20 protein-coding genes and 1 riboswitch are annotated in these 21,419 nt (G+C 69.0%); of the genes, 9 read left to right on the forward strand and 11 right to left on the reverse strand.

Translation table 11 applies throughout. The features are described from left to right. Positions 1-100 precede the first annotated feature (100 nt). From AB0D27_RS10830 to AB0D27_RS10860, 7 genes are all read left to right on the forward strand, one after another. On the forward strand, positions 101-616 hold the full coding sequence (locus AB0D27_RS10830) for an Lrp/AsnC family transcriptional regulator (RefSeq protein WP_362505222.1): 516 nt from the start codon (positions 101-103) through the stop codon (positions 614-616). Beyond that, a complete protein-coding gene (locus AB0D27_RS10835; RefSeq protein ID WP_362505225.1) occupies positions 601-1,983 on the forward strand; it encodes an aspartate aminotransferase family protein in 1,383 nt (460 codons plus the stop codon). Before AB0D27_RS10830 ends, AB0D27_RS10835 begins: the two co-directional genes overlap by 16 nt. A gap of 242 nt (positions 1,984-2,225) precedes the next feature. Continuing rightward, the gene (locus tag AB0D27_RS10840) at positions 2,226-2,963 is read left to right on the forward strand and encodes an ATP-binding cassette domain-containing protein (RefSeq protein WP_362505353.1); all 738 of its coding nucleotides are present in this window, start codon (positions 2,226-2,228) and stop codon (positions 2,961-2,963) included. Beyond that, on the forward strand, positions 2,945-4,558 hold the full coding sequence (locus tag AB0D27_RS10845; RefSeq protein WP_362505228.1) for a hypothetical protein: 1,614 nt from the start codon (positions 2,945-2,947) through the stop codon (positions 4,556-4,558). Before AB0D27_RS10840 ends, AB0D27_RS10845 begins: the two co-directional genes overlap by 19 nt. Positions 4,559-4,796: 238 nt before the next feature. Continuing rightward, positions 4,797-5,204: a VOC family protein gene (locus AB0D27_RS10850; protein ID WP_362505230.1), complete on the forward strand. Its 408-nt coding sequence runs from the start codon at positions 4,797-4,799 to the stop codon at positions 5,202-5,204. A gap of 581 nt (positions 5,205-5,785) precedes the next feature. Then, positions 5,786-6,901: a Rossmann fold nucleotide-binding protein gene (locus AB0D27_RS10855; RefSeq protein WP_362505233.1), complete on the forward strand. Its 1,116-nt coding sequence runs from the start codon at positions 5,786-5,788 to the stop codon at positions 6,899-6,901. 159 nt (positions 6,902-7,060) lie between these two features. Beyond that, the gene (locus AB0D27_RS10860; protein ID WP_362505236.1) at positions 7,061-7,747 is read left to right on the forward strand and encodes an LAETG motif-containing sortase-dependent surface protein; all 687 of its coding nucleotides are present in this window, start codon (positions 7,061-7,063) and stop codon (positions 7,745-7,747) included. A gap of 70 nt (positions 7,748-7,817) precedes the next feature. Here AB0D27_RS10860 and AB0D27_RS10865 read toward each other — a convergent pair whose 3' ends face one another. The 7 genes from AB0D27_RS10865 to AB0D27_RS10895 all read right to left on the reverse strand — a co-directional run bounded on the left by AB0D27_RS10865 (position 7,818) and on the right by AB0D27_RS10895 (position 15,059). Further along, entirely contained in the window at positions 7,818-8,618 is an 801-nt protein-coding gene (locus AB0D27_RS10865) for a maleylpyruvate isomerase family mycothiol-dependent enzyme (RefSeq protein WP_362505239.1), read from the reverse strand. A gap of 9 nt (positions 8,619-8,627) precedes the next feature. Further along, positions 8,628-9,662: an ABC transporter ATP-binding protein gene (locus tag AB0D27_RS10870; RefSeq protein ID WP_362505242.1), complete on the reverse strand. Its 1,035-nt coding sequence runs from the start codon at positions 9,660-9,662 to the stop codon at positions 8,628-8,630. Next, positions 9,663-11,297 (reverse strand): iron ABC transporter permease, encoded by a 1,635-nt coding sequence (locus tag AB0D27_RS10875; RefSeq protein WP_362505245.1) that lies wholly within the window; start codon positions 11,295-11,297, stop codon positions 9,663-9,665. A 38-nt stretch (positions 11,298-11,335) separates the two neighbouring features. Next, positions 11,336-12,421 carry a thiamine ABC transporter substrate-binding protein gene (locus AB0D27_RS10880; RefSeq protein WP_362505248.1) on the reverse strand — a complete coding sequence of 362 codons (1,086 nt, stop codon included), beginning with the start codon at positions 12,419-12,421 and terminating at the stop codon, positions 11,336-11,338. A 78-nt stretch (positions 12,422-12,499) separates the two neighbouring features. After that, positions 12,500-12,605: riboswitch (TPP riboswitch) on the reverse strand. A 69-nt stretch (positions 12,606-12,674) separates the two neighbouring features. Continuing rightward, positions 12,675-13,781: a 23S rRNA (adenine(2503)-C(2))-methyltransferase RlmN gene (gene rlmN, locus AB0D27_RS10885; protein WP_362505251.1), complete on the reverse strand. Its 1,107-nt coding sequence runs from the start codon at positions 13,779-13,781 to the stop codon at positions 12,675-12,677. 221 nt (positions 13,782-14,002) lie between these two features. Continuing rightward, positions 14,003-14,581, reverse strand: a complete 579-nt coding sequence (locus tag AB0D27_RS10890) for a VanZ family protein (protein WP_362505254.1) — start codon at positions 14,579-14,581, stop codon at positions 14,003-14,005. 73 nt (positions 14,582-14,654) lie between these two features. Then, positions 14,655-15,059, reverse strand: coding sequence for a hypothetical protein (locus tag AB0D27_RS10895; protein ID WP_362505257.1), 405 nt, complete (start codon positions 15,057-15,059; stop codon positions 14,655-14,657). A 623-nt stretch (positions 15,060-15,682) separates the two neighbouring features. Between AB0D27_RS10895 and AB0D27_RS10900 the strand changes: the two genes are divergently transcribed. Together AB0D27_RS10900 and AB0D27_RS10905 are read left to right on the forward strand one after the other, a co-directional pair. Further along, entirely contained in the window at positions 15,683-16,129 is a 447-nt protein-coding gene (locus AB0D27_RS10900) for a hypothetical protein (RefSeq protein ID WP_362505260.1), read from the forward strand. A gap of 1,211 nt (positions 16,130-17,340) precedes the next feature. Then, positions 17,341-17,544, forward strand: a complete 204-nt coding sequence (locus tag AB0D27_RS10905) for a hypothetical protein (protein WP_362505263.1) — start codon at positions 17,341-17,343, stop codon at positions 17,542-17,544. Positions 17,545-17,760: 216 nt separating this feature from the next. Here AB0D27_RS10905 and AB0D27_RS10910 read toward each other — a convergent pair whose 3' ends face one another. The 4 genes from AB0D27_RS10910 to tsf all read right to left on the reverse strand — a co-directional run bounded on the left by AB0D27_RS10910 (position 17,761) and on the right by tsf (position 21,418). Next, complete coding sequence (locus AB0D27_RS10910) at positions 17,761-18,891, reverse strand: phosphatidate cytidylyltransferase (RefSeq protein ID WP_362505266.1); 1,131 nt, start codon at positions 18,889-18,891, stop codon at positions 17,761-17,763. After that, positions 18,891-19,448 carry a ribosome recycling factor gene (gene frr / locus AB0D27_RS10915; protein ID WP_362505269.1) on the reverse strand — a complete coding sequence of 186 codons (558 nt, stop codon included), beginning with the start codon at positions 19,446-19,448 and terminating at the stop codon, positions 18,891-18,893. The genes AB0D27_RS10910 and frr overlap by 1 nt, the downstream gene beginning before the upstream one ends. A gap of 171 nt (positions 19,449-19,619) precedes the next feature. Then, entirely contained in the window at positions 19,620-20,390 is a 771-nt protein-coding gene (gene pyrH, locus AB0D27_RS10920) for a UMP kinase (RefSeq protein ID WP_362505272.1), read from the reverse strand. 191 nt (positions 20,391-20,581) lie between these two features. Continuing rightward, positions 20,582-21,418 (reverse strand): translation elongation factor Ts, encoded by an 837-nt coding sequence (gene tsf, locus AB0D27_RS10925; protein ID WP_362505275.1) that lies wholly within the window; start codon positions 21,416-21,418, stop codon positions 20,582-20,584. Position 21,419 lies beyond the last annotated feature (1 nt).

Below are 21,419 nucleotides of genomic sequence, written 5' to 3' on the forward strand. Positions count from 1 at the left end.
TTCAACACCCCTGGTCGCCCCAGAACTGCGAAATCCGCAAGACGCGTACCCGTAAACAACGAATTTCATCGCCGCGGCCTTGCGGAACTGTCGAGACGTCGTGCACAGTGAGGTCGTGGCCAGTCGAAGCGCAGACCCCAGGGACTCCCGCGAGTCCAGGAACGGCAGTCCCCAGCTGGACGCCGTCTCCCTCGCCATCATCGAGCAGCTGCAGCAGGACGGACGTCGCCCGTACGCCGCGATCGGCAAGGCCGTGGGCCTGTCCGAGGCGGCCGTGCGTCAGCGCGTCCAGAAGCTGCTCGACCAGGGCGTGATGCAGATCGTCGCCGTCACGGACCCGCTCACCGTGGGTTTCCGCAGGCAGGCGATGGTGGGCATCAATGTCGAGGGTGACCTCGACCCGGTGGCGGAAGCGCTGACGGCCATGTCGGAAGTCGAGTACGTGGTGATGACCGCGGGCTCGTTCGACATCCTCGCCGAGATCGTCTGCGAGGACGACGACCACCTGCTGGACGTCATCAACAAACGCATCCGGGCCCTGCCCGGCGTGCGCTCCACCGAGAGCTTCGTCTACCTGAAGCTGAAGAAGCAGACCTACATGTGGGGAACCCGATAGCCGTGAGCACCAAGGACCTCAGCAAGACCGCGTACGACCACCTGTGGATGCACTTCACCCGCATGTCCTCGTACGAGAACGCGCCCGTTCCCACCATCGTCCGTGGTGAGGGCACCTACATCTACGACGACAAGGGCAAGCGCTACCTCGACGGTCTTGCGGGTCTGTTCGTGGTTCAGGCGGGTCACGGCCGTACCGAGCTGGCCGAGACCGCCTTCAAGCAGGCGCAGGAGCTGGCCTTCTTCCCGATCTGGTCCTACGCCCACCCGAAGGCCGTCGAGCTCGCCGAGCGCCTCGCGGACTACGCTCCGGGCGACCTGAACAAGGTCTTCTTCACCACCGGCGGCGGCGAGGCCGTCGAGACCGCGTGGAAGCTGGCGAAGCAGTACCACAAGCTCACCGGCAATTACACGAAGTACAAGGTCATCTCGCGTGCGGTCGCCTACCACGGCACCCCGCAGGGCGCCCTGTCCATCACCGGCCTGCCGGCCCTGAAGGCCCCCTTCGAGCCGCTCGTCCCGGGCGCGCACAAGGTGCCGAACACGAACATCTACCGCGCCCCGATCCACGGTGACGACCCGGAGGCCTTCGGCCGCTGGGCCGCCGACCAGATCGAGCAGGAGATCCTCTTCGAGGGCCCCGAGACGGTCGCGGCCGTCTTCCTCGAGCCCGTGCAGAACGCCGGCGGCTGCTTCCCGCCGCCGCCCGGCTACTTCCAGCGGGTGCGCGAGATCTGCGACCGGTACGACGTGCTGCTCGTCTCGGACGAGGTCATCTGCGCCTTCGGCCGCCTCGGCACGATGTTCGCCTGCGACAAGTTCGGCTACGTACCGGACATGATCACCTGCGCCAAGGGCATGACCTCGGGCTACTCCCCGATCGGCGCGTGCATCGTCTCCGACAAGATCGCCGAGCCGTTCTACAAGGGCGACAACACCTTCCTGCACGGCTACACCTTCGGCGGCCACCCCGTGTCGGCCGCGGTGGGTCTGGCCAACCTCGACCTGTTCGAGCGCGAGAACCTCAACCAGCACGTGCTGGACAACGAGGCCAACTTCCTCTCGACGCTCCAGAAGCTGCACGACCTGCCGATCGTCGGCGACGTCCGCGGCAACGGCTTCTTCTACGGCATCGAGCTGGTGAAGGACAAGGTCACCAAGGAGAGCTTCACGGACGAGGAGTCGGAGCGCGTGCTCTACGGCTTCGTCTCCAAGAAGCTCTTCGAGTACGGCCTCTACTGCCGCGCCGACGACCGCGGTGACCCGGTCATCCAGCTGTCGCCGCCGCTGATCTCCGACCAGTCGACCTTCGACGAGATCGAGGGGATCGTCCGTCAGGTGCTGACGGAGGCGTGGGCGAAGCTGTAGTCCCACGGCTGCTTCAACGAAGCGCTGATCTTCCTTCTGGATGAGCAACACACCGGCCCCGGTGCCGTCCGTTCGAGTGAGAAACGGCCGCCCGGGGCCGCGTGCTGTCCGGCCTCCCGCCGCCGAATCCCTAGCGTGCCCAGTGACCGATCGGCCCTGCCTTCGTTCCCCCGACCGGGGGACTGCGCGACCTCGTGGAGGCCGCCAGGCAGCGCAAATCAGATCTGAACGAGGTGTACGCGATGGTGGCCCCGCCGGACAACGACGTGCTCTGGGCACGCGCCCTGCACGTCAAGCACAACGGCTCGCCCGCGCTCAGCGGTGTCTCGCTCGGGATCCGCGACGGCGAGATCCTGGCGGTGGGCGGCCCGCGCGGCAGCGGCAAGACGACGCTGCTGCGGTGCCTGTCGGGGCAGCTGCTGCCGGAGCGGGGCGAGGTCTGGTTCAACAGCACTCCCGTGCACACCATGGGCTCGCTCACCCGCGAACGGCTGCGCCGCGACCGCTTCGGCTGGATCGACCCCGCCCCGGTCCTCGTCCCCGAGCTGAACGTCTGGGAGAACGCGGCGCTGCCCCTGATGCTGCGCGGCTGCGGACGCCGGGCCGCCAAGACCGCCGCCCTGGAGTGGCTGGAGCGCCTCGACATCGGCGGCTGTGCCCGCAAGCGCCCGCACGTCCTGCTTCAGGCCGAGCGCCAGCGCGTGGCGATCGCCCGCGCCCTCGTCCCCTCCCCCACCGTGCTCTTCGCCGATGAGCCGACCGCGCCGCTGCACCGCGCCGACCGCGCGCATGTCCTGCGCACACTCACCACGGCGGCCCGCTCACACGGCATCACGGTCGTCCTGGCCACCCACGACGCGGACACCGCGGCGCTCGCCGACCGCACGGTGTCACTGCTCGACGGACGGCGCGTGAACACCGTCCATCTGCCCCCGGTCGCCGAGACGGAAGGCCGGGCCGCGTGCTCGCTCTCCGTCTAGCCCGCGGGGCCCAGCCCCTCATCCAGCTCCGCCGACTCCTGGTCACCGCCGCCTCGGCGGGCACCGGCTTCCTGCTGCTGTGCACGCTGGGGTACGCGATGTCGCATCCGGACGCCTCGGCCGCCAGCGTCCTGCGCCTGGCCTGGTGCGTCGCTCCGCTCGCCGCCACGGTCTACTTCGCGGTCGCGGTCGCCCGGACCGACCCCGGCACCCGTCCCCGTCCCGGCCTCTCGGCCATCGGCCTGGGCACGGGCCGCCTGATGGCCGTCTCGGCCGTCACCACGGCTCTTTCCACCGCCCTCGGCTCGATGGTCGCCCTGCTCTTCTTCCTCCATCTGCGCGGCGACCTCACGGGCATGCCGTTCGACGGCGCGGCGGCGGAGTTCCTCGCCGCCGACCAGTCCCTGCCCCTGCCCGCGGCCCTGACGCTGCTGACCCTCGTCCCTCTAGCTGCCTGCGCTGCGGTCGCGACGGTACTGCGACCACGCGGCGGAAGGCCGCAGCGCGAGGGGCGGTCCTACGGCCGCACCTGGATCACGGCGCGCCAGCAGGTGGTGGGAAGCGCCGCGGGGCGCGGAGGGCGGCGTGGCGGGCGGCACGCGGGGGGCGGTCGAGGGTCGGCTGGTTCGCCGGGTGCGGCTGGTGCCGCCGCGTCGCCTGCGCGGAGAGTCGCTGGAGAGGCTGGGGACACCGGCGGGCATCAGGGTCCCGGCGTCAACGGGGACGCGGCGGCATACGGCGGCACCGACGCGCACGAGCACACCGCCGCCCCCGACCGCCCCGGCTTCCACTGGAGGACGCAGGCGTACGCCAGTGCGGGTGTCCGGCGGCGGGCGGGCGCGGGCGATGTCACCGGCGTCGACCCGGACGCCGTCGGCCTCGGTCACCCCGGCGACTCGTTTCCGTATACCGGTGCAGGGGAGCCCGACGGCACCGCGGGCCGCCAACCGTCGCCCGAGCTGGACCCGCACAGGCTCCCGCCCCCGGAGTCCACCCCGAGCGGCCTGCCCTGGGGTGCGGCCGCGCTCGCTGCGGGGCTCGCCGTGGAGACGTACGCGAGCCGTTCGGGCCCGGCGCCGGGGCCGGCCCTGCCCGGCGGTTTCGTGGGAGGTCCGGCCGGGGTGCTGGTCGGGTGGGTGCTGACGGCGGTCGGCCTGGCGCTGGCGGGGCCGGCGATCACGTATCTGTGCGGACAGCTGCTGCAAGCGGTACGGCCCGGCGCGCTGCGGCTGCTCGCCGGCCGGGTGCTGCAGGCGGAGGCGCGGCGCATCGGGCAGCCGCTCGGCGTGGTGTGCGCGGTGGCGTCGGGCGGGTACGCCATGGCGACGCTGTACACGGGCGCACGCCCCGACTTCGGGCCCCTGACCACGCTCGGATCCCTGCTGGTCGCGGGGTGCACGCTGCTGACGCTGGCCACGGCCGCGGTGGAGGCGAAGCAGGCGCGGGCGGACACCACGGCGGCGCTGCTGCGGCTGGGCGCACCCGCCACGCTGCTGCGCGGCGCCGCCGCGCTGCGCGTCGGCGCGCTGCTCGCCCTGTTCGGCCCGCTGACCTGGGCGGTCGCCGAGCTGGCCGCGCTTCCTCTGATCCGCTGATCCCCGTACGACACGGTCGTGCCGGGGGCCTCCGAGTCCCGTATGAGTCCGGTACGGGGGTCGTATGAGTCCGGTACGGGTGTCGTACGAACCCGGTAGGAGTGCCGTACGAACCCGGTACGGGTGTCGTACGAGCCCGGTAGGAGTGCCCGTACAAAAAAATCCGCGCCGCCGATGAGTTCCGCTCGGACCTCCGGTCTATCCCTGCGAACGGCACATCACCGACGGGAGACCTCGCATGTACCAGCAGATGATCTTCGTGAACTTGCCCGTGGCCGACGTGGACACCTCCAAGAAGTTCTTCACAGAGCTCGGCTACACGATCAACCCGCAGTTCACGACCGACGACTGCGCCTGTGTGGTGATCAGCGACACGATCATCGCGATGATGCTCAGCAAGCAGCGCTACGCGGACTTCACCAAGAAGCAGATCGCGGACTCGTCGAAGACCAGCGAGGTGCTGCTGTGTCTGAGTGCCGAGAGCCGCGAGAAGGTCGACGAACTCGTCGACAAGGCCCTCGCGGCGGGCGGCTCGACCTCCGGCGAGACCCAGGACCACGGCTTCATGTACGGCCGCGCCTTCGACGACCCGGACGGCCACACATGGGAGGTCATGTGGATGGACCCGGCGGCGGTCCAAGGCTGATCCTGGCGCCCCGACCGGCGAAAGTTCAGCCCCTCCGGCGTTTGCGGAGCGGGGGTTCGGGGGCGAAGCCCCCAAGGACGGGATGGGCAGGGGCCGCGGGGGCGGAAACGCCGCGGTGATCGCCGGGGGCACGCTGCCGGCCGGAGGCCGCGGGCAGCACGCCCCGACGGCCTCCGCCGCGCCGCTGTACGGCGGCTTACCGCCCGCCGCAACAGCGCGACCTCCTGTCGCACCACCGCGACGGCCACCACCTGAGCGGCGGCCCTATTGGGCCCGGCCCCCGGCGAGCCTTTCAGCCCCCGCGGCCGGGGCAAGGCTTGCGGCGCCCCAACCAACGCCAGGCTCGCCCCCAGATGGGGCGCCCCCGCAGCCCGCGGAACGCCGCCCCCAGCCCCCGGCCCCCGGCGAGCCCTTCAGCCCCCGCGGCCGGGGCAAGGCCTTCGGCGCCCCAACCAACGCCAGGCTCGCCCCCGCGCGACCCAGGCGGGGCGCCCCCGCAGCCCTGGGAACACGCCCCCAGCCCCTCCGGCCCGGCGCCCCCGCAGCCGAGCCGGCCAACGTCCAGGCCCTAGCATGACCCCGTGCAGCCGACACCCCTCCGCGCTTCCCGTGACCGTGAGATCGAGTCCCTCGCCGAGTTCGACGAGGTCGTCTCGACGGGCGGCACGCTCGCCCAATTCCGTGTGCAGGCAGTTGACTTGACGGGACGCACGGAGGTGCTGCTGTCCGTGGACACCGCGGGCGCCGTCTTTCTCGGCTGCCCGATGGACCCCGACGCGGCGGCCAGGGTCAGGGCCGCCGGCGCCCTGGTCTTCCCGCCCATACTCGGGCTGCCCTTCGACCCGTATCGGGGCCTGCTCTACTCCCCCGACGAACTCTTCGACTCGCTGGACGCGGGCTACGAGGCGACGCCCGACGCCCGGGCGTACGCCTGGTTCCAGCGGACCAAGGCCGACGGCGACATATTCGCGTCGATGCTGCGGGCGATCCACGACGACTCCGTCTCGGACGCGCTCGACGAACTCCTCGTCGGCGCACAGGTGGTAGGCGTGATGGGCGGCCACGCGATGGCGCGCGGCACCGAGGCGTACGAGGGCGCGGCGCGCCTCGGCCGTGAGCTGGCGCGCGCCGGTCTCACGGTCGCCACCGGCGGCGGCCCGGGCGCGATGGAGGCGGCGAACCTCGGCGCGTACGCGGCCCCCTTCGGCGACGACATGCTCACCGAGGCTCTCCAACTTCTCGCCAGAGCACCGTCGTTCACCCCCTCGGTGACGGACTGGGCGCAAGCCGCCTTCGGTGTACGCGAGCGCTGGCCCGCCGGCGGCCCCTCCGTCGGCATCCCCACCTGGTTCTACGGCCATGAGCCGCCGAACGCCTTCGCGGCCCACATCGCCAAGTACTTCGCCAACGCGACCCGCGAGGACGGCCTGCTGGCCCGCTCGAACGCGGGTGTGGTCTTCCTGCCGGGCGCCGCCGGGACCGTACAGGAGATCTTCGACAACGCGACGCCGAACTACTACGAGTCCCGTGGTGAACCCACCCCCATGGTCCTGGTGAACCGCGCGCACTGGACCGAAAAACACCCCACCTGGCCGCTTCTTCAGTCGCTGGCCCGTGAGCGCTCGATGGAGTCGCGGATCGCCCTCGTCGACCGGATCGAGGACGCTCCCGAGGCCCTCAAACGCCTCGGTGGTTAATGACAAGGCAAAGCCAACGGCTGGGACGGGCATATGCATTGACAGTGCTGAGGCCCCGCTTATAAACCTGTGAGACTCCTGGGGGTGCTGTTGCCACAGCGTGTTTCGCAACAAAACCCCCACCACCCCCCGCAGTTGCGCATTCTGTGAAGGGCAATCGTGTCCATATCTCGCCGCACCGCACGTTCCGTGCGAATCCTCGGTGTCGCATCCGCCTCGGCCGCGCTCGCGCTCGGCGTCGCGGGCAACGCACTCGCCTGCAACATCCGTGACTTCTCGGCCGTCGCCTCCTGCGACGACAACGGGAAGGGCATCATCACCGTGACCGACACGGACTCCTCGGGCAAGGAGGCCACCGTCTCGGTCTACCTCGAGTCGAACGGCGCCGACGGGAAGCTGGTCGGCACCCAGACGGTCACCGGCACCCGCGAGGGCGCCACCGTGACGTTCTCGGAGGACTGGGCCCCCAAGGGCCAGTACCGCGTCCACATCAAGGCCGCGAACATAGTCGACGAGGACATCTCGCCGAACCTGACCGCGCCGTCCGACGCGTGCAAGTCGACGGAGACGCCTTCGCCTTCGGAGACCCCGAAGCCGTCACAGACTCCGTCCCCGTCTCAGACGCCTTCGGACTCGGCGACCCCGTCGGCCTCCGAGAGCACCACCGCTCCCGCGACGACGGGCGACAACTCCCCGTCCCCCGCGGCCGGTGACTCCAACCTCGCCGAGACCGGTGCGAACTCCAACACCGGCATGATCGCCGGTATCGCCGGCGCGCTCGTCGTGGTCGGCGGCGGAGCGGTCTTCTTCGGCATGCGCCGCCGTGGCGCCTCGAAGACCAACTGATCGCACGTCGCGGACACATGTGGCCCGCCCCCTCAGCGAGGGGGCGGGCCACATGCCTTGGCATCCGGAACTACCCGAACGTCGCCCGCTCCAGCCAGAACTCCAGCAGCTCCCGCTCCCCCAGTACCTCCAACCGGCCGCCGTCCAGCGGAAGTCGACGGTAGAAGCCCAGCAGGACGTCCGTGAGCGGGCCGCGCAGCGCGACGGTCGCCTTCTCGTGACCCCGGCGCCAGGTGACGCCCCGCTCGGCGAGCTCGACGACCCACTCGGCGTTCAACTCCGGTGTGGTGTCGGTGGCGTGGAGGTGGATGCTGCGGCCGACTCCGCGCAGCTCCGCCGCCGCCTCGTCCTGCTCCGTCCGCTGCACGTACTCGACGATCCCCAGCCACTCGTCGATCGCGTCCGCAGCCACCTCAGGATCGACCTCGTACGGCAGGCCGGCGGCCAGCGTCGCGTCGGCGCGGTGGATCGCCAGCTCGTGCGTCATCCGGCGCGCCCAGAACCCGGAGCTGAGGTCGCCGGCCCAGGCCCACACCTTCGTGTCGGGTCCCGCCTCGCGCAGTGTGCCGACGAGCATCGCGCCGGTCTGCGCGAGCCAGGCGTCCAGGGCGGCCGGGTCGCCCGCGGCCTCCGGTCCCCCGGCGAGCGGAATCCGGTCCTCGGGGATGTGCTCCTGAGCCCGCGTACGCACGATGAGTTCGACCCAGCGCAGCGCCCCGCCCGTGTGCCGGACCAGCTGCTCCAGTGACCAGTCCGGGCAGGTGGGCACGGTGGCGGACAGATCCGCACCTGCCGAGGTCACCACGTCCCTCAACTGCCGTACCTGCGAATCGATCTCATCGCAGTAGCGGTCATGTCCGAGTAGCGTCATGATCGCACCCTATGCGGCCCAGGGATCCCCGAGTACGACAATTTCGGCTGCGTCGAACTCCACCCCCACCACGTCCCCTGGCTCCGGCGCGTCCCGCAGAGCGCACGCCGCTTCAAGTCGGGGCGCGCCCTCCGAGTACAGGTGTACGGCGACATGGGTGCCCCGGAAGGTGCGGGCGGCGACGGTGCAGCGCAGGCCGTCCGCCGCGTCCACGAGCCGTACACCCGCAGGCCGCACGAGGAGCGTACGGAGCCCCTGGGGGGCGTCCTCGGGCACCGGAACCTTCCCCCACGGGGTGTCCGCGGCCTCTGCGACCACCGTCGCCTCGACCACGTTGTCGAAGCCGAGGAAGCGGGCCACGAACTCGTCCGCCGGACGCTGCCAGACCTCAAGAGGCGTACCGGACTGGGCGATCCGACCGTCGCGCATCACCACGACCCGGTCGGCGAGCGCGAAGGCCTCACCCTGATCATGCGTGACGGCGAGCACGGTCGTGCCCAACTCGCCGAAGAGTTCACGGAGTTCGACGACGAGCCGTTCGCGCAGGGAGCGGTCCAGCTGGCCGAGCGGTTCGTCGAGCATCAGCAACCGAGGGCGGGGGGCGAGGGCGCGGGCCAGCGCGACGCGCTGCTGCTCGCCTCCGGAGAGTTCCGTCACTGACCTGCGTTCGGCACCCGGCAGCCCGACGAGTGCCAGCAACTCCCGTACCTCCAAAGCTCGTTGACCCTTCGGCGCCCCGTGCATCCGCAGCCCGAAAGCCACATTGCCGCCCACGTCCCGCTGCGGGAAGAGCTGGTGGTCCTGGAACATCAGGCCGATGCCCCGCTTGTGCGCGGGCACCGCCGACTGGTCGCGTCCGCCCAGTACCACGCGTCCCGCATCGAGCGACTGCAGTCCGGCCACCGCCCGCAGCAGCGTGGACTTGCCGCTGCCGCTCGGTCCGAGCACGCACACGATCTCGTGCTCGGCGACAGCGAGGTCAACGGCGTCGAGCACCGGCCGCCCGCCGAAGCGTACGGTCGCACCCTGAAGGTTCAGCAGCATCTAGAACTCCCCCGTCCGGTCTCCCCGTACCCGCTCCAGCAGCAGCAACGCCACCGCGCACACCACCATCAGAATCGTCGAAAGGGCCATCGCCTGGCCGTAGTTGAGATCGCCCGGCCGTCCGAGCAGCCGGGCCACGGCGACCGGCAGCGTCGGATTGTCGGGCCGCGCGATGAAGACGGTGGCCCCGAACTCGCCGAGCGACACCGCGAAGGCGAACCCGGCCGCGATCAGCAGCGCCCGCCGCACCATCGGCAGATCGACCTCGCGCCACACCCGCCACGGCGAGGCCCCGAGCACGGCGGCCGCCTCGCGCAGCCGCCCGTCCACCGCCCGCAGCACGGGCAGCATCGTCCGTACGACGAAGGGGACACCCACCAGCGCCTGCGCGAGCGGCACCAGGATCCAGCTGCTTCTGAGGTTCAGCGGCGGCTCGTCCAGCGCGATCAGGAACCCGAAGCCGACGGTCACCGCGGACACGCCCAGCGGCAGCATCAGCAGCGCGTCGAATCCTCGTAGCAGACGGCCCGTCATGGGGGTCCCCCCGCTGGAGCGAAGCCGAGAGTGGGGGAGGGTGAGAGCCGCGGCCGCCAGAGCGCCGATCAGTACGGCGATGGCGGTGGCGGCGAGCGCGTACTCCAGCGAGTTGCCGATCGCCTCGATCGGCGCGACAAGGAAGATGCCGCCGCCGTCGCTGGTCAGGGCCCTGTAATAGGCGAATCCGGGAGCGTCGAGGGAGTGCTGCACGAGGACGGCGAGCGGCAGGACGAGGAGGACGACGATGCTCGCCAGGACACCGCCCAGCAGCGCCCACTGCCCCGCCCCGCGCGGCCGGCGCGCGGTCGTCTCCGGGGCCACCAGACGCAGGGCGGTCTCCCGGCGGCGCACGGTCCACGCGTGTACGGCGAGAACCGCGCCCACCGCCATGAACTGGATGATCGTCAGCACCGCCGCCGTCGCAAGGTCGAAGATCTCCGAGGTCTGCCGGTAGATCTCCACCTCGAGGGTGGAGAAGGTGGGACCGCCGAGGATCTGCACCACCCCGAACGAGGTGAAGGTGAAGAGGAAGACCATGAGCGCGGCGGCGGCCACGGCCGGGCTCAGGGCCGGCAGCGTCACCTTGCGCCAGGCCGCGAACCGGGAGGCGCCGAGCATCCGCGCGGCCTCCTCCTGGCCCGGGTCGAGCTGCGCCCAGAGCCCGCCGACGGTCCGTACCACCACCGCGTAATTGAAGAAGACGTGCGCGAGCAGGATCGCCCAGACGGTGGTGTCGAGCCGTACGCCCCACAGCTCGTCGAGCAGTCCGCCCCGGCCGACCAGCGCCAGGAACGCCGTACCCACCACGACGGTCGGCAACACGAAGGGCACGGTCACCACGGCCCGCAGAACGTGCTTGCCCCTGAAATCGAAGCGCGCGAAGACATACGCGCCGGGGAGCGCGATCAGCAGCGTGAGCGCTGTGGAGGCGAGCGCCTGCCAGGTGGTGAACCACAGCACATGCCGGATGTCGGGCTGCGCGAGCACGTCACCGAACCGTCCGAACCGCCAAACCCCGTCGATCTTGAGGCCTCGGGCCACGATCGCGGCCACGGGATAGGCGAAGAAGACGGCGAAGAACACGACGGGCAGGGCCATGAGCCCCACCCGCGCCGCGCTCCCACGCCTCCCGGGCGCTACTTCAGTACGAGTGAGGTCCACGACTTGACCCACTGGTCACGGTTGTCGGCGATCTTGGCCGGGGCCATGGTCTCGGGGTCCTTGGCCGCCGGGCCGTACGCGGTGAACTCCGCGGGCACCTTCGCCCCCTTGAGCACCGGATACACGAACATGTTCAGCGGCATGTCCTCCTGGAACTCCTTGGAGACCAGGAAGTCGATGAGCGCCTTGCCGCCCTTGGTGTTGCCGGCGTTGCTCAGCAGCCCCGCGAACTCGATCTGCCGGAAGCAGGTGCCGTCCGCGACGCCGGTGGGCGCGGTCGTGGGCTTCGGGTCGGCATAGATGACCTCGGCGGGCGGCGAGGAGGCGTACGAGACGACGAGCGGCCGGTCGGCCTTCGCCTTCTTGCCGCCGGCGGAACCGGAGAACTCCTCGTTGTACGCCTGCTCCCAGCCGTCGACGACCTTCACGCCGTTGGCCTTGAGCTTCTTCCAGTAGTCCGGCCAGCCGTCGTCGCCGTACTTGGCGGCGGTCCCGAGCAGGAAGCCGAGACCGGGCGAGGACGTGGACGCGTTCTCCGTGACGAGGAGGTTCTTGTACGCGGGCTTGGTCAGGTCGTCGAAGGAGGCCGGCGGGGCCAGCTTGTGCCGGCTGAAGTAGGCCTTGTCGTAGTTGACGCAGATGTCGCCGTAGTCGATCGGGGTGACCCGGTGCTTGTCCTTGTCGAGCAGGTACTGGGCGTCGAGCCGGCCGAGCCCCTTCGCCTCGTACGACTGGAAGAGCCCGTTGTCGAGCGCCCGGGACAGCAGGGTGTTGTCGACGCCGAAGAAGACATCGCCCTGCGGGTTGTCCTTGGTGAGGATGGCCTTGTTGACGGCCTGCCCGGCGTCGCCGTCCTTGAGGACCTTGACCGTGTACCCGGACTGCTTCTCGAAGTCCTTGAGCACGCTCTTCGACACGGCCCACGAGTCGTGGCTGACGAGCGTGACGGTCTTGGAGTCCGCGGATTTCCCGCTGCCGGACGACCCACACGCGGACAGCGCCGGCAGCGTGACGAGGCCCAGGCCGACGGCCACGGCCGCGAACTTCTTGGTGGTGCTCACTGAATTCCTCCTGGCTGACCAGGAAGAGACGCGGCCCTGCCCGGGGCCTGAAGGCAGGTCCCGGGCAGGGCGCAACAGCTTGAGTGATGACCGAACTTCCTACCCAGAATGACCTGGGCAAGGTTCAGAGGGTCTGCGGTCTGTCCCGCACTCTCAGCGCTGTGGCGCTCCCCTGTCGGAATATGAAGATGTTGGATTTGAAGATGTTGGCTATGAAGAAGCTGGCTATCAAGATGTACTGACGCGGGTCAGACTACCGCTCGGTCGCCGCGAGCTGACCACACGCCCCGTCGATCTCCTGACCACGGGTGTCCCGGACGGTCACCGGCACCCCGTGGGCGGCGATCGCCTCGACGAACGCCTTCTCGTCCTCGGGCCGCGAGGCGGTCCACTTCGAACCCGGGGTCGGGTTCAGCGGGATGAGATTGACGTGCACCGGCTTGCCCTTGAGCAGCCGCCCGAGCCGGTCACCGCGCCATGCCTGGTCGTTGATGTCCCGGATGAGGGCGTACTCGATGGACAGGCGCCGCCCGGACTTGGCCGCGTACTCCCATCCGGCGTCCAGCACCTCGCGCACCTTCCACCGCGTGTTGACGGGGACGAGGGTGTCGCGCAGCTCGTCGTCCGGCGCGTGCAGCGAGATGGCGAGGCGGCACTTGAAGCCCTCGTCGGAGAACCGGTGGATGGCCGGGACTAGTCCGACCGTCGAGACGGTGATGCCGCGCTGCGAGAGTCCGAGCCCGTCCGGCTCGGGGTCGGTGAGGGCGCGAATGGCGCCCACGACCCGCTTGTAGTTGGCGAGCGGCTCACCCATGCCCATGAAGACGATGTTGCTCAGCCGTGCGGGGCCGCCCGGAATCTCGCCGTCCCTGAGGGCCCGCATGCCGTCCACGATCTGGTGCACGATCTCGCCGGTGGACAGATTCCGGTCGAGCCCGGCCTGCCCCGTCGCACAGAACGGGCAGTTCATCCCGCAGCCGGCCTGCGAACTGATGCACATGGTGACCCGGTCCGGGTAGCGCATCAGCACGGACTCGACGAGCGTGCCGTCGAAGAGCCGCCACAGGGTCTTACGGGTGGTGTCCGCGTCGGTGGACAGATGCCGCACGACCGTCATCAGCTCGGGGAGCAGCGCCTCCTGGAGCTTGCCGCGCGAGGCGGCCGGGATGTCCGTCCACTCGGCGGGGTCGTGCGCGTACCGCGCGAAGTAGTGCTGCGAGAGCTGCTTGGCACGAAACGGCTTCTCACCGATCGCGGCAACGGCCTCTTTACGCTCGGCGGGCGTGAGATCGGCAAGGTGCCGCGGCGGCTTCTTGGCTCCGCGCGGGGCGACAAAAGTGAGTTCTCCGGGCTTAGGCATGGCTGTACCAGTGTCGCAGATCGATTCGTGTGACCTGCGATCGTCGGATCGGGAGTGGTCGTTGACGGTCGTTGTTGGTCATCGTCGGTCCCCCTCCGACGGCCCACAGACGGCCCGGCCCACGGTTCGCGGCAGGCACGTCGGTGCAGGTGGCGGCACGCTTTCTGCGGGCGAGCGTCCAGAAGGCTGTCCGTCCAGGCCCGCCGTAAAAGCTCGGGCGGTCAGCCCAGGGCGGGATCCGCCGACTCCTCAGAGTCCTCGCTCAGGAAGGCGAGACGGGGCAAGAGCGCCAGGACGCCGCCGATGAGACTGCCCAGGGTGTTGAACAGGACATCATCGACGTCCACGGTGCGACCAGCGTTCATCACGTACTGTGTCGCCTCGATCAGCACACTCAACGCTAGGCAGATCAGCACGACCCGGCGCAGGCGCGGCTGCCGAGTGACAAACATCAGCAGCAGGCCGAGCGGGACGAACATCAGGGCGTTCGCCAGCTGGAGCCGCAGGATCATGTCGTGCTCCATGCTGCCCATTCCGACCGTGGACAGGTCGTCGCCCCAAAGGCCCTCACCAGGTGCCCACGAGATGTACCGCTGCCCGCCGCTGCCGATCGGCTGGCTCGGGATCAGCGTGGCCGCGAGGATTACCATCAGGCAGAACGCGAGGAACACGCGGGACAGCACCGGGACTGCGTCCCTCGTGCGCGCTTCAATTGCGGCAGCCACCCAGGGAATGACCGCGCAGAAGAGCAGGAATCCCGCCACGGTGGCGAAATTCAGATAGAGAATGATTTCCCACACGACGGCGTTTCCCTTGACGGTGAGGCGGGGCTCTGGGTGCCGCACGCGTCATGCGGCACCCGTGAGGGTACCGTCAGGGACAACGCCACTTGGTGACGTACATCGTGCCCTTGTACTCCATGACGCCGCGGATGCAGTCGCCTGCGTCGATGGAGTGCTTCTGACTCAGCTCGGCATAGTTGCTGACGGAGCTCGTCTTCTTGCTGCCGTAGTAGTTCGGCAGGGCGGTGATCTGGTCGTTCTTGCGCTGGTCGCCGAGCGTCACGATGATCTGGCCGCTGGTGTTGCGGGAGTAGCCGACGGTCCACGTGTAGGTGGCGCTCTTGCCGAGCTTGCCGCCCGAGATGCACAGGTTGCCGTTGCTCAGCTCACCACAACCGGCAGGCGTCGCGGACGCTGATGGAGCAAGGATGACGCTGGTCCCCAGGATGGACACCAGCGATGCAGCAGCCCCCAGGGACCGCTTAATGTTCTTCACTTTTCAAATCTCCCGTTTACTACGGGCGCTCTGGTCAAGGGCGCCCGGAAATGGGGGCAGCAAAGAGCCTCCGAAGCGGCCGCACGCGTTTTCCCCCGTTTACCCAGAGCTTATCAGTGCATGATCGAATGCCAGTTCCCGAATGCCTACAGAAAGGCACGATTTGACCCGTTTAACTCTCGAACTTGCACCGGAATCTGAGCCTGATTTGAGGTGGCATCACCGGACGCATGAACTATCACCGCTGCGTGGCTCCTACGGCTCCACGTTCTGGAGATCGCGAAAGCGATGAAACTCTGATCAAGTCCGACCCGACGATGGTGGAGCTTCCGTCGGCCGCGGAACTCACGCGCGATCACGGGGTCTCGCGGGGCGTAGCGCTGGGCATGAGAAGCGGACGGCCGACGTGATGCCGTTCCCTCTCAACAAGACGCCCGCCCCGACCGCCGACGCGCCCGCGCCGGGCGAGTGGGGAGGCCGAACTCCCCGACGCCGACGACCCGGACGCCGACGTTCTCACGGAGGATGCGCCGGTCGACCCGCCCCGCGAGGTCTACCCACCCTCGGTCAGTGAGTGGATGGAGGCCAAGCACAAGGCCCGCATGCCGGTCCTGCCGGACTGAGTGAAGCTGCCCGACCAGCGCAAAGCGGTGCGACGCTGGGCGGTGCGCCACTACTCCACCATGGTCGGCTACCACGCCGTTCGCCTGCCGTGCATCTACACGCCGAAGCTGCTGGCCTACTCGCCGCGCGGCGCGTGGCGCTGGTCCACCTTGGTCGGCCGGTGGGTGTTCGACGCGGAGGGCAAGGGGCTGCGGCTGGCCGCCGTGCAGGCGGAGGACGCGGCCGAGTACCTGAAGCTGGCGCGGCAGCGCAACGACCGCGTCCGGCTGCGGGGCATCGTCACCACCGCCGCGTGCTTCGTGGGGCTCGCCGCGGCGCTGACCCTGTACGTCATGGCGCCCTCGTGGAGCGGGCGCAGGGTGTCCTACTGGATCGCTGACCGCGACCCGCTCGCAGTGCCCGCGGGGTGTACGCCGCTGCTGGGGGCGACTCGGGTGGACTTCTGAAAGCCGTTCCCGTGGGGCGTGGACGAGCGGGGCAACCTGGTGATAGCCACCAAGCTGTGGCTGTCTTTGCTGGTCGGCGCGGTGCCGCGGCAGGGCAAGACGTTCTCCGCACGCACCACGACTGGCGAGCGTTCGCCAAGGGCGCGCACCGTATCGGCTTCGGCATCGTGGCCCGCAACGGGTTCGACCCGGTAGAGCACATGGTCAGCGCGCACATGGAGTTGAAGGCGGATGTGGAGGGCCGCTACCACCGGCTCTCTGAACAGCCGCTGCGCATATGCCCGGGGGGGCAAGCTCACCCCGCCCCAGCGTGCTGCGGGACCAGCACCGCGGCGAGCACTGGATCTACCACGGCGCCGTGCAGTCGGCCAACGCGGTCCGCCGCGCGGTACTGGCATACCGACCGCTGCGAGCGCGTCGCCCACGAGCGTCCCGGGGGCGCCGGGCTGACCGTCGTGGACCTCGACTACCCGAACGCGGGGAGCGGGACGCATCGCTGCCCTCGTCAGTTGCCGAGGTCCTACGGGCCCACATGGACGCGTACAAGCCGGTCGAGGTCACGCTGCTGTGGCGGAAGCCTGACGGCCCTCAAAAGTCTCGGCTCGCCTCCTGTCCACGAACACTGCGAGCTGGGTGGTCTGGCGCAGCAACTTCAACATCCAGGAGTGGAAGACAGCGCTCGCGGCGGCCGGACTGATTGCAGAAGCTGATGGGGACGGCAACTACGAGTCCGCACGCGAGCACGGCATGCATCGCCCTGAGGCACTTCTACGCATCCGTGCTGCTGGACGCCGGTGGGAAAACCAAGGCCGTCAGCCAGTACTGGGGGACTCCGATCCCGGACTGACTCTGCGGGTGTACGCCCACTTGATGCCCGACAGCACGGAACGCTCGAAGCGAGCCATGGATAGAGCACTTCACGACCGAGACGCACTCGACCGATCTGCAAAGTTTAGGATTCCAAGGTCATACTAGGCAAAGCGCCTTGATTTGAAAGGTGTCTACTCGCATCGAGCCGCAGAATCCGAGGGAGATTACGCTCCGCCCCTTCGATGTTGCGATTGACGGCGACGAGCCCTCTGGGCCAGAATCGTAACCGTGATGCCGCTCAGGGTATCGCTCCTTATGGGGTGGCCACCCGCCCGCCTACGAAACGAAGCGGGTGGCCTCCAACCCCATGTACCGCTGCACGGACAGGAGCAAGTACGAGTATGGGCGAACTGCAGCCGCAAGGCCAGGCCGGATCGGAGCCCAACCCACCCTTCTGGGTTACGGCCCTCACCTACGGAGGTGCGCTCGCAGCAGGCTTTGTGTTGATCATGACTGGTCACGCATCGCCTGCCGAGGCCTCCGGCTACGTAGCACCGTTTCTGGTGGTCTACGAGAAACTGTCACACCGTCGCTGGGGCTTCTGACCCCTCAGCGCGCGAGTGACACGGCTCAGCGCCACAATAAAGCGCCCTCTACCCGGAAATCTCATGGTAGAGGGCATTGTGACGTCGGCCACTTCCAGTTCTCCGGGCTTAGGCATGGCCCTACCAGTGTCGCAGACATACGGAGAGGGACTCGCCGCCCTGTGGACGACGAGCCCCTCACGTACGTTTACGCAGGTCAGCCCAGATTTAGGAAGATCAGCTCGAGCCTACGAAGATCACCAGCAGCAGCCACACCACCGGAGCCGTCGGCAGCAGTGAGTCCAGGCGGTCCATGATGCCGCCGTGACCCGGCAGCAGCGTGCCCATGTCCTTGATGCCCAGGTCCCGCTTGATCATGGACTCGCCGAGGTCGCCGAGCGTGGCGCTGCCTGCCACCGCGAGGCCGAGGACCAGGCCCTGCCACCAGACGCCGTCGTCGATCAGGAACTGCATGCACAGCGCGCCCGCCGCCATCGCGAAGGTGACCGCTCCCAGCAGGCCCTCGCGGGTCTTGCCGGGGCTGATGCGCGGCGCCAGCTTGTGCTTGCCGAAGCGCCAGCCGACCGCGTACGCGCCCGTGTCGCTGACGACCGTCAGAAGCAGGAAGGTCAGGACGCGGCGCGGCCCGTCGTCAGCGGTGAGCATCATGGCCACGAACGTGGCCAGGAACGGGACGTAGAAGGCGGCGAAGACCCCCGCCGTGACGTCCCTGAGGTAGCCCTCGGGCGGTTCCGTCATGCGCCAGACCAGGACGGCCAGCGCGGTGAGCGCCATCGCCACCCATGCGCCCTCCGCACCTCGGACGTATCCGGCGACGACCATGGCGGCCCCGCCGAGCGCCAGTGGCACCAGGGGCGCCTTGATGCCCTTGCGTTCCTCGAGCCGCGAGGTGAGCTCCCAGAGCCCCACCACCACGGCGACCGCTATCACTCCGACGAAGACGGCCTTGACGATGAACAACGACGCGACGATCACCGCACCGAGCCCGACTCCCACTCCTATGGCCGCGCCCAAGTCGCGTCCCGCGCTCTTCTTCTGAGGAGCGGGGGCGGGCTGCGGGGCGGCGCTGGGCATGGGCTCCTGCGGCTTGTGTGACGGAGGCCCGTGGGGCCCCGCCGGCGGTGTGTCGTCGCGGAACAAGGGGCCGCTCAGCCGAGCGGCCCCCCGGTCGCCATCCTGGTCTCCGCCAAGTGCGGGTACGTCGGGCACGATGGGCATGGGCCGAGTGTGCTGCGCGTCATGCGCATCGTACGTGGGACCCGCCGGGGCTGCCCCCTGGACAGGCCCCTGCTCGGACGGCCCCCAGTACCCGGCTTGTGGCGGCGCCCCCCAGGAAGAGTCGTTCATCAGACCTCGAGCAGCTCCGCTTCCTTGTGCTTGAGGAGCTCGTCCACCTGAGTGACGTACTTCGCGGTGGTGTCGTCGAGCTCCTTCTCCGCACGGCGGCCCTCGTCCTCGCCGACCTCGCCATCCTTGATCAGCTTGTCGATGGTCTCCTTCGCCTTGCGGCGGACGGAGCGGATCGAGATCTTGGCGTCCTCACCCTTGGTCTTGGCGACCTTGATGAACTCTTTGCGGCGCTCCTGGGTCAGCTCGGGGAACACCACTCGGATGATGCTGCCGTCGTTGCTCGGGTTGACACCCAGGTCGGAGTCGCGGATCGCCTGCTCGATGTTGCGCAGCGCGCTCTTGTCGAACGGGGTCACCACGGCCATGCGCGGCTCGGGCACCGCGAACGAGGCCAGCTGGTTGATCGGCGTCAGCGCGCCGTAGTAGTCGGCCACGATCTTGTTGAACATCGCCGGGTGCGCACGGCCGGTGCGGATCGCGGCGAAGTCCTCCTTGGCGACCACGACGGCCTTCTCCATCTTCTCCTCGGCCTCGAGGAGGGTCTCTTCGATCACCACTTGCTCCTGCGTGTCTTGAGTAGGCCCGGCAGCTGTTTCCTCATTGGGTTCGGCGGCCGGCTGCGTCGCGTCTTATTCCTGAACGGTTCCGGACCGGCAGGACATTGTCCATCCCCCGGTCAGGGTCCGTCCTCGACCGGGGTTCTTCCCGGTCCGGGGCGGCCCCCGTCAGGCCCGGCCGCTCTGGTCGCCCACGAGTGTGCCGATCTTCTCACCCTTGACCGCCCGCGCGATATTGCCCTCCGCCAGGAGCTCGAAGACCAGGATCGGCAGCTTGTTGTCGCGGCACAGCGTGATGGCGGTCATGTCGGCGACCTTGAGGTCGCGCGTGATGACCTCGCCGTAGCCGAGCGAGTCGAACTTGACGGCCTCCGGGTTGGCCTTGGGGTCGGAGTCGTAGACCCCGTCCACACCGTTCTTGCCCATCAGCAGGGCCTCGGCGTCGATCTCCAGAGCGCGCTGGGCGGCCGTGGTGTCGGTGGAGAAGTACGGCATGCCCATACCGGCGCCGAAGATGACCACACGGCCCTTCTCCAGGTGCCGAACGGCGCGCAGCGGGATGTACGGCTCCGCGACCTGACCCATGGTGATGGCGGTCTGCACGCGGCTGTCGATGCCCTCCTTCTCCAGGAAGTCCTGGAGGGCGAGGCAGTTCATGACCGTGCCCAGCATGCCCATGTAGTCGGAGCGCGCCCGGTCCATGCCGCGCTGCTGGAGTTCGGCGCCGCGGAAGAAGTTGCCGCCGCCGATGACGACGGCGATCTGGGCGCCGCCGCGCACGACGGCCGCGATCTCGCGGGCGATCTTGTGCACCACGTCCGGGTCGACGCCCAGTCCGCCGCCACCGGCGAACGCCTCACCGGAAAGCTTCAGCAGAAAGCGTCCCGCGCCTTTGCCGTCGTCGGTCTTCTCGCCCTTGTCGGCCTGGGTGGTGGTCATGGAGATCTCGCCTCTTTTACGTGTCGCACATACAAAGAAGGCCATTGCCGGTGGGGTGTTGTTCGCATCCCATGCTCGGCAATGGCCTCCTCGTCAGATCTGCTGTCGTCCGACACGCACGCGCGCGTGCCGACGTACGCGGACGACTGCTGTCGACCTTATAGGGGTCGCGCGTCGATCGCGGTACGGACTCAGATGCCGACCTTGATGCGCGCGAAGCGCTTCAGGGTGACACCGGCCTCGTCCAGGACCTTCTGAACGGACTTCTTCTGGTCCAGCGCGTAGGGCTGACCCAGAAGGGTGGCTTCCTTGAAGAAGCCGTTGACGCGACCCTCGACGATCTTCGGGAGGGCGGCCTCGGGCTTGCCCTCGGCGCGGGTGGTCTCCTCGGCGACACGGCGCTCGGTCTCGACGACCTCGGCCGGAACGTCCTCACGGGAGAGGTACTTCGGCGCGAAGGCGGCGATGTGCTGCGCGATGCCCTTGGCGAGGTCCGCGTCGGCCTTGTCCAGCTCGACCAGGACACCGATCTGCGGGGGCAGGTCGGGCATGGTGCGGTGCATGTACGCGCTGACGTAGGCGCCGGAGAACTGGGCGAAGCGGTCCAGGACGATCTTCTCGCCCAGGTTGGCGTTGGCCTCGTCGACGAACGCCTGAACCGTCTTGCCGGACTCGATCTCGGAGCCGAGGAGCGCCTCGAGGTCGGCCGGGGAGGTCGCGGCGACGTGCTCGGCGATCTGGTTGGCGACGGCCTGGAACTTCTCGCCCTTGGCGACGAAGTCCGTCTCGCACTTCAGCTCGACCAGGACACCGGAGGTGTTGTCGTCAGCGATGATGGAGACCACGGCGCCGTTCTCGGCGGAGCGGCCCTCGCGCTTGGCGACGCCCTTCTGGCCCTTGATGCGCAGGGCCTCGACGGCCTTGTCGACGTTGCCTTCGGCCTCGTCCAGCGCCTTCTTGCAGTCCATCATGCCGGCGCCGGTGAGCTCGCGGAGCTTCTTGACGTCGGCGGCGGTGTAGTTCGCCATG

It is taken from the genome of Streptomyces sp. NPDC048415 (assembly GCF_040651675.1).
GTDB lineage: Bacteria > Actinomycetota > Actinomycetes > Streptomycetales > Streptomycetaceae > Streptomyces.

Excerpts from the sequence above, each read along its gene's own strand:
- AB0D27_RS10840 (WP_362505353.1), top strand. The coding sequence starts at position 2,226 with ATGGTGGCCCCGCCGGACAACGACGTGCTCTGGGCACGCGCCCTGCAC.
- AB0D27_RS10850 (WP_362505230.1), top strand. The coding sequence starts at position 4,797 with ATGTACCAGCAGATGATCTTCGTGAACTTGCCCGTGGCCGACGTGGAC.
- AB0D27_RS10865 (WP_362505239.1), bottom strand. The coding sequence starts at position 8,618 with ATGACGCTACTCGGACATGACCGCTACTGCGATGAGATCGATTCGCAG.
- AB0D27_RS10870 (WP_362505242.1), bottom strand. The coding sequence starts at position 9,662 with ATGCTGCTGAACCTTCAGGGTGCGACCGTACGCTTCGGCGGGCGGCCG.
- AB0D27_RS10875 (WP_362505245.1), bottom strand. The coding sequence starts at position 11,297 with ATGGCCCTGCCCGTCGTGTTCTTCGCCGTCTTCTTCGCCTATCCCGTG.
- rlmN (WP_362505251.1), bottom strand. The coding sequence starts at position 13,781 with ATGCCTAAGCCCGGAGAACTCACTTTTGTCGCCCCGCGCGGAGCCAAG.
- AB0D27_RS10905 (WP_362505263.1), top strand. The coding sequence starts at position 17,341 with ATGGGCGAACTGCAGCCGCAAGGCCAGGCCGGATCGGAGCCCAACCCA.
- AB0D27_RS10910 (WP_362505266.1), bottom strand. The coding sequence starts at position 18,891 with ATGAACGACTCTTCCTGGGGGGCGCCGCCACAAGCCGGGTACTGGGGG.
- pyrH (WP_362505272.1), bottom strand. The coding sequence starts at position 20,390 with ATGACCACCACCCAGGCCGACAAGGGCGAGAAGACCGACGACGGCAAA.
- tsf (WP_362505275.1), bottom strand. The coding sequence starts at position 21,418 with ATGGCGAACTACACCGCCGCCGACGTCAAGAAGCTCCGCGAGCTCACC.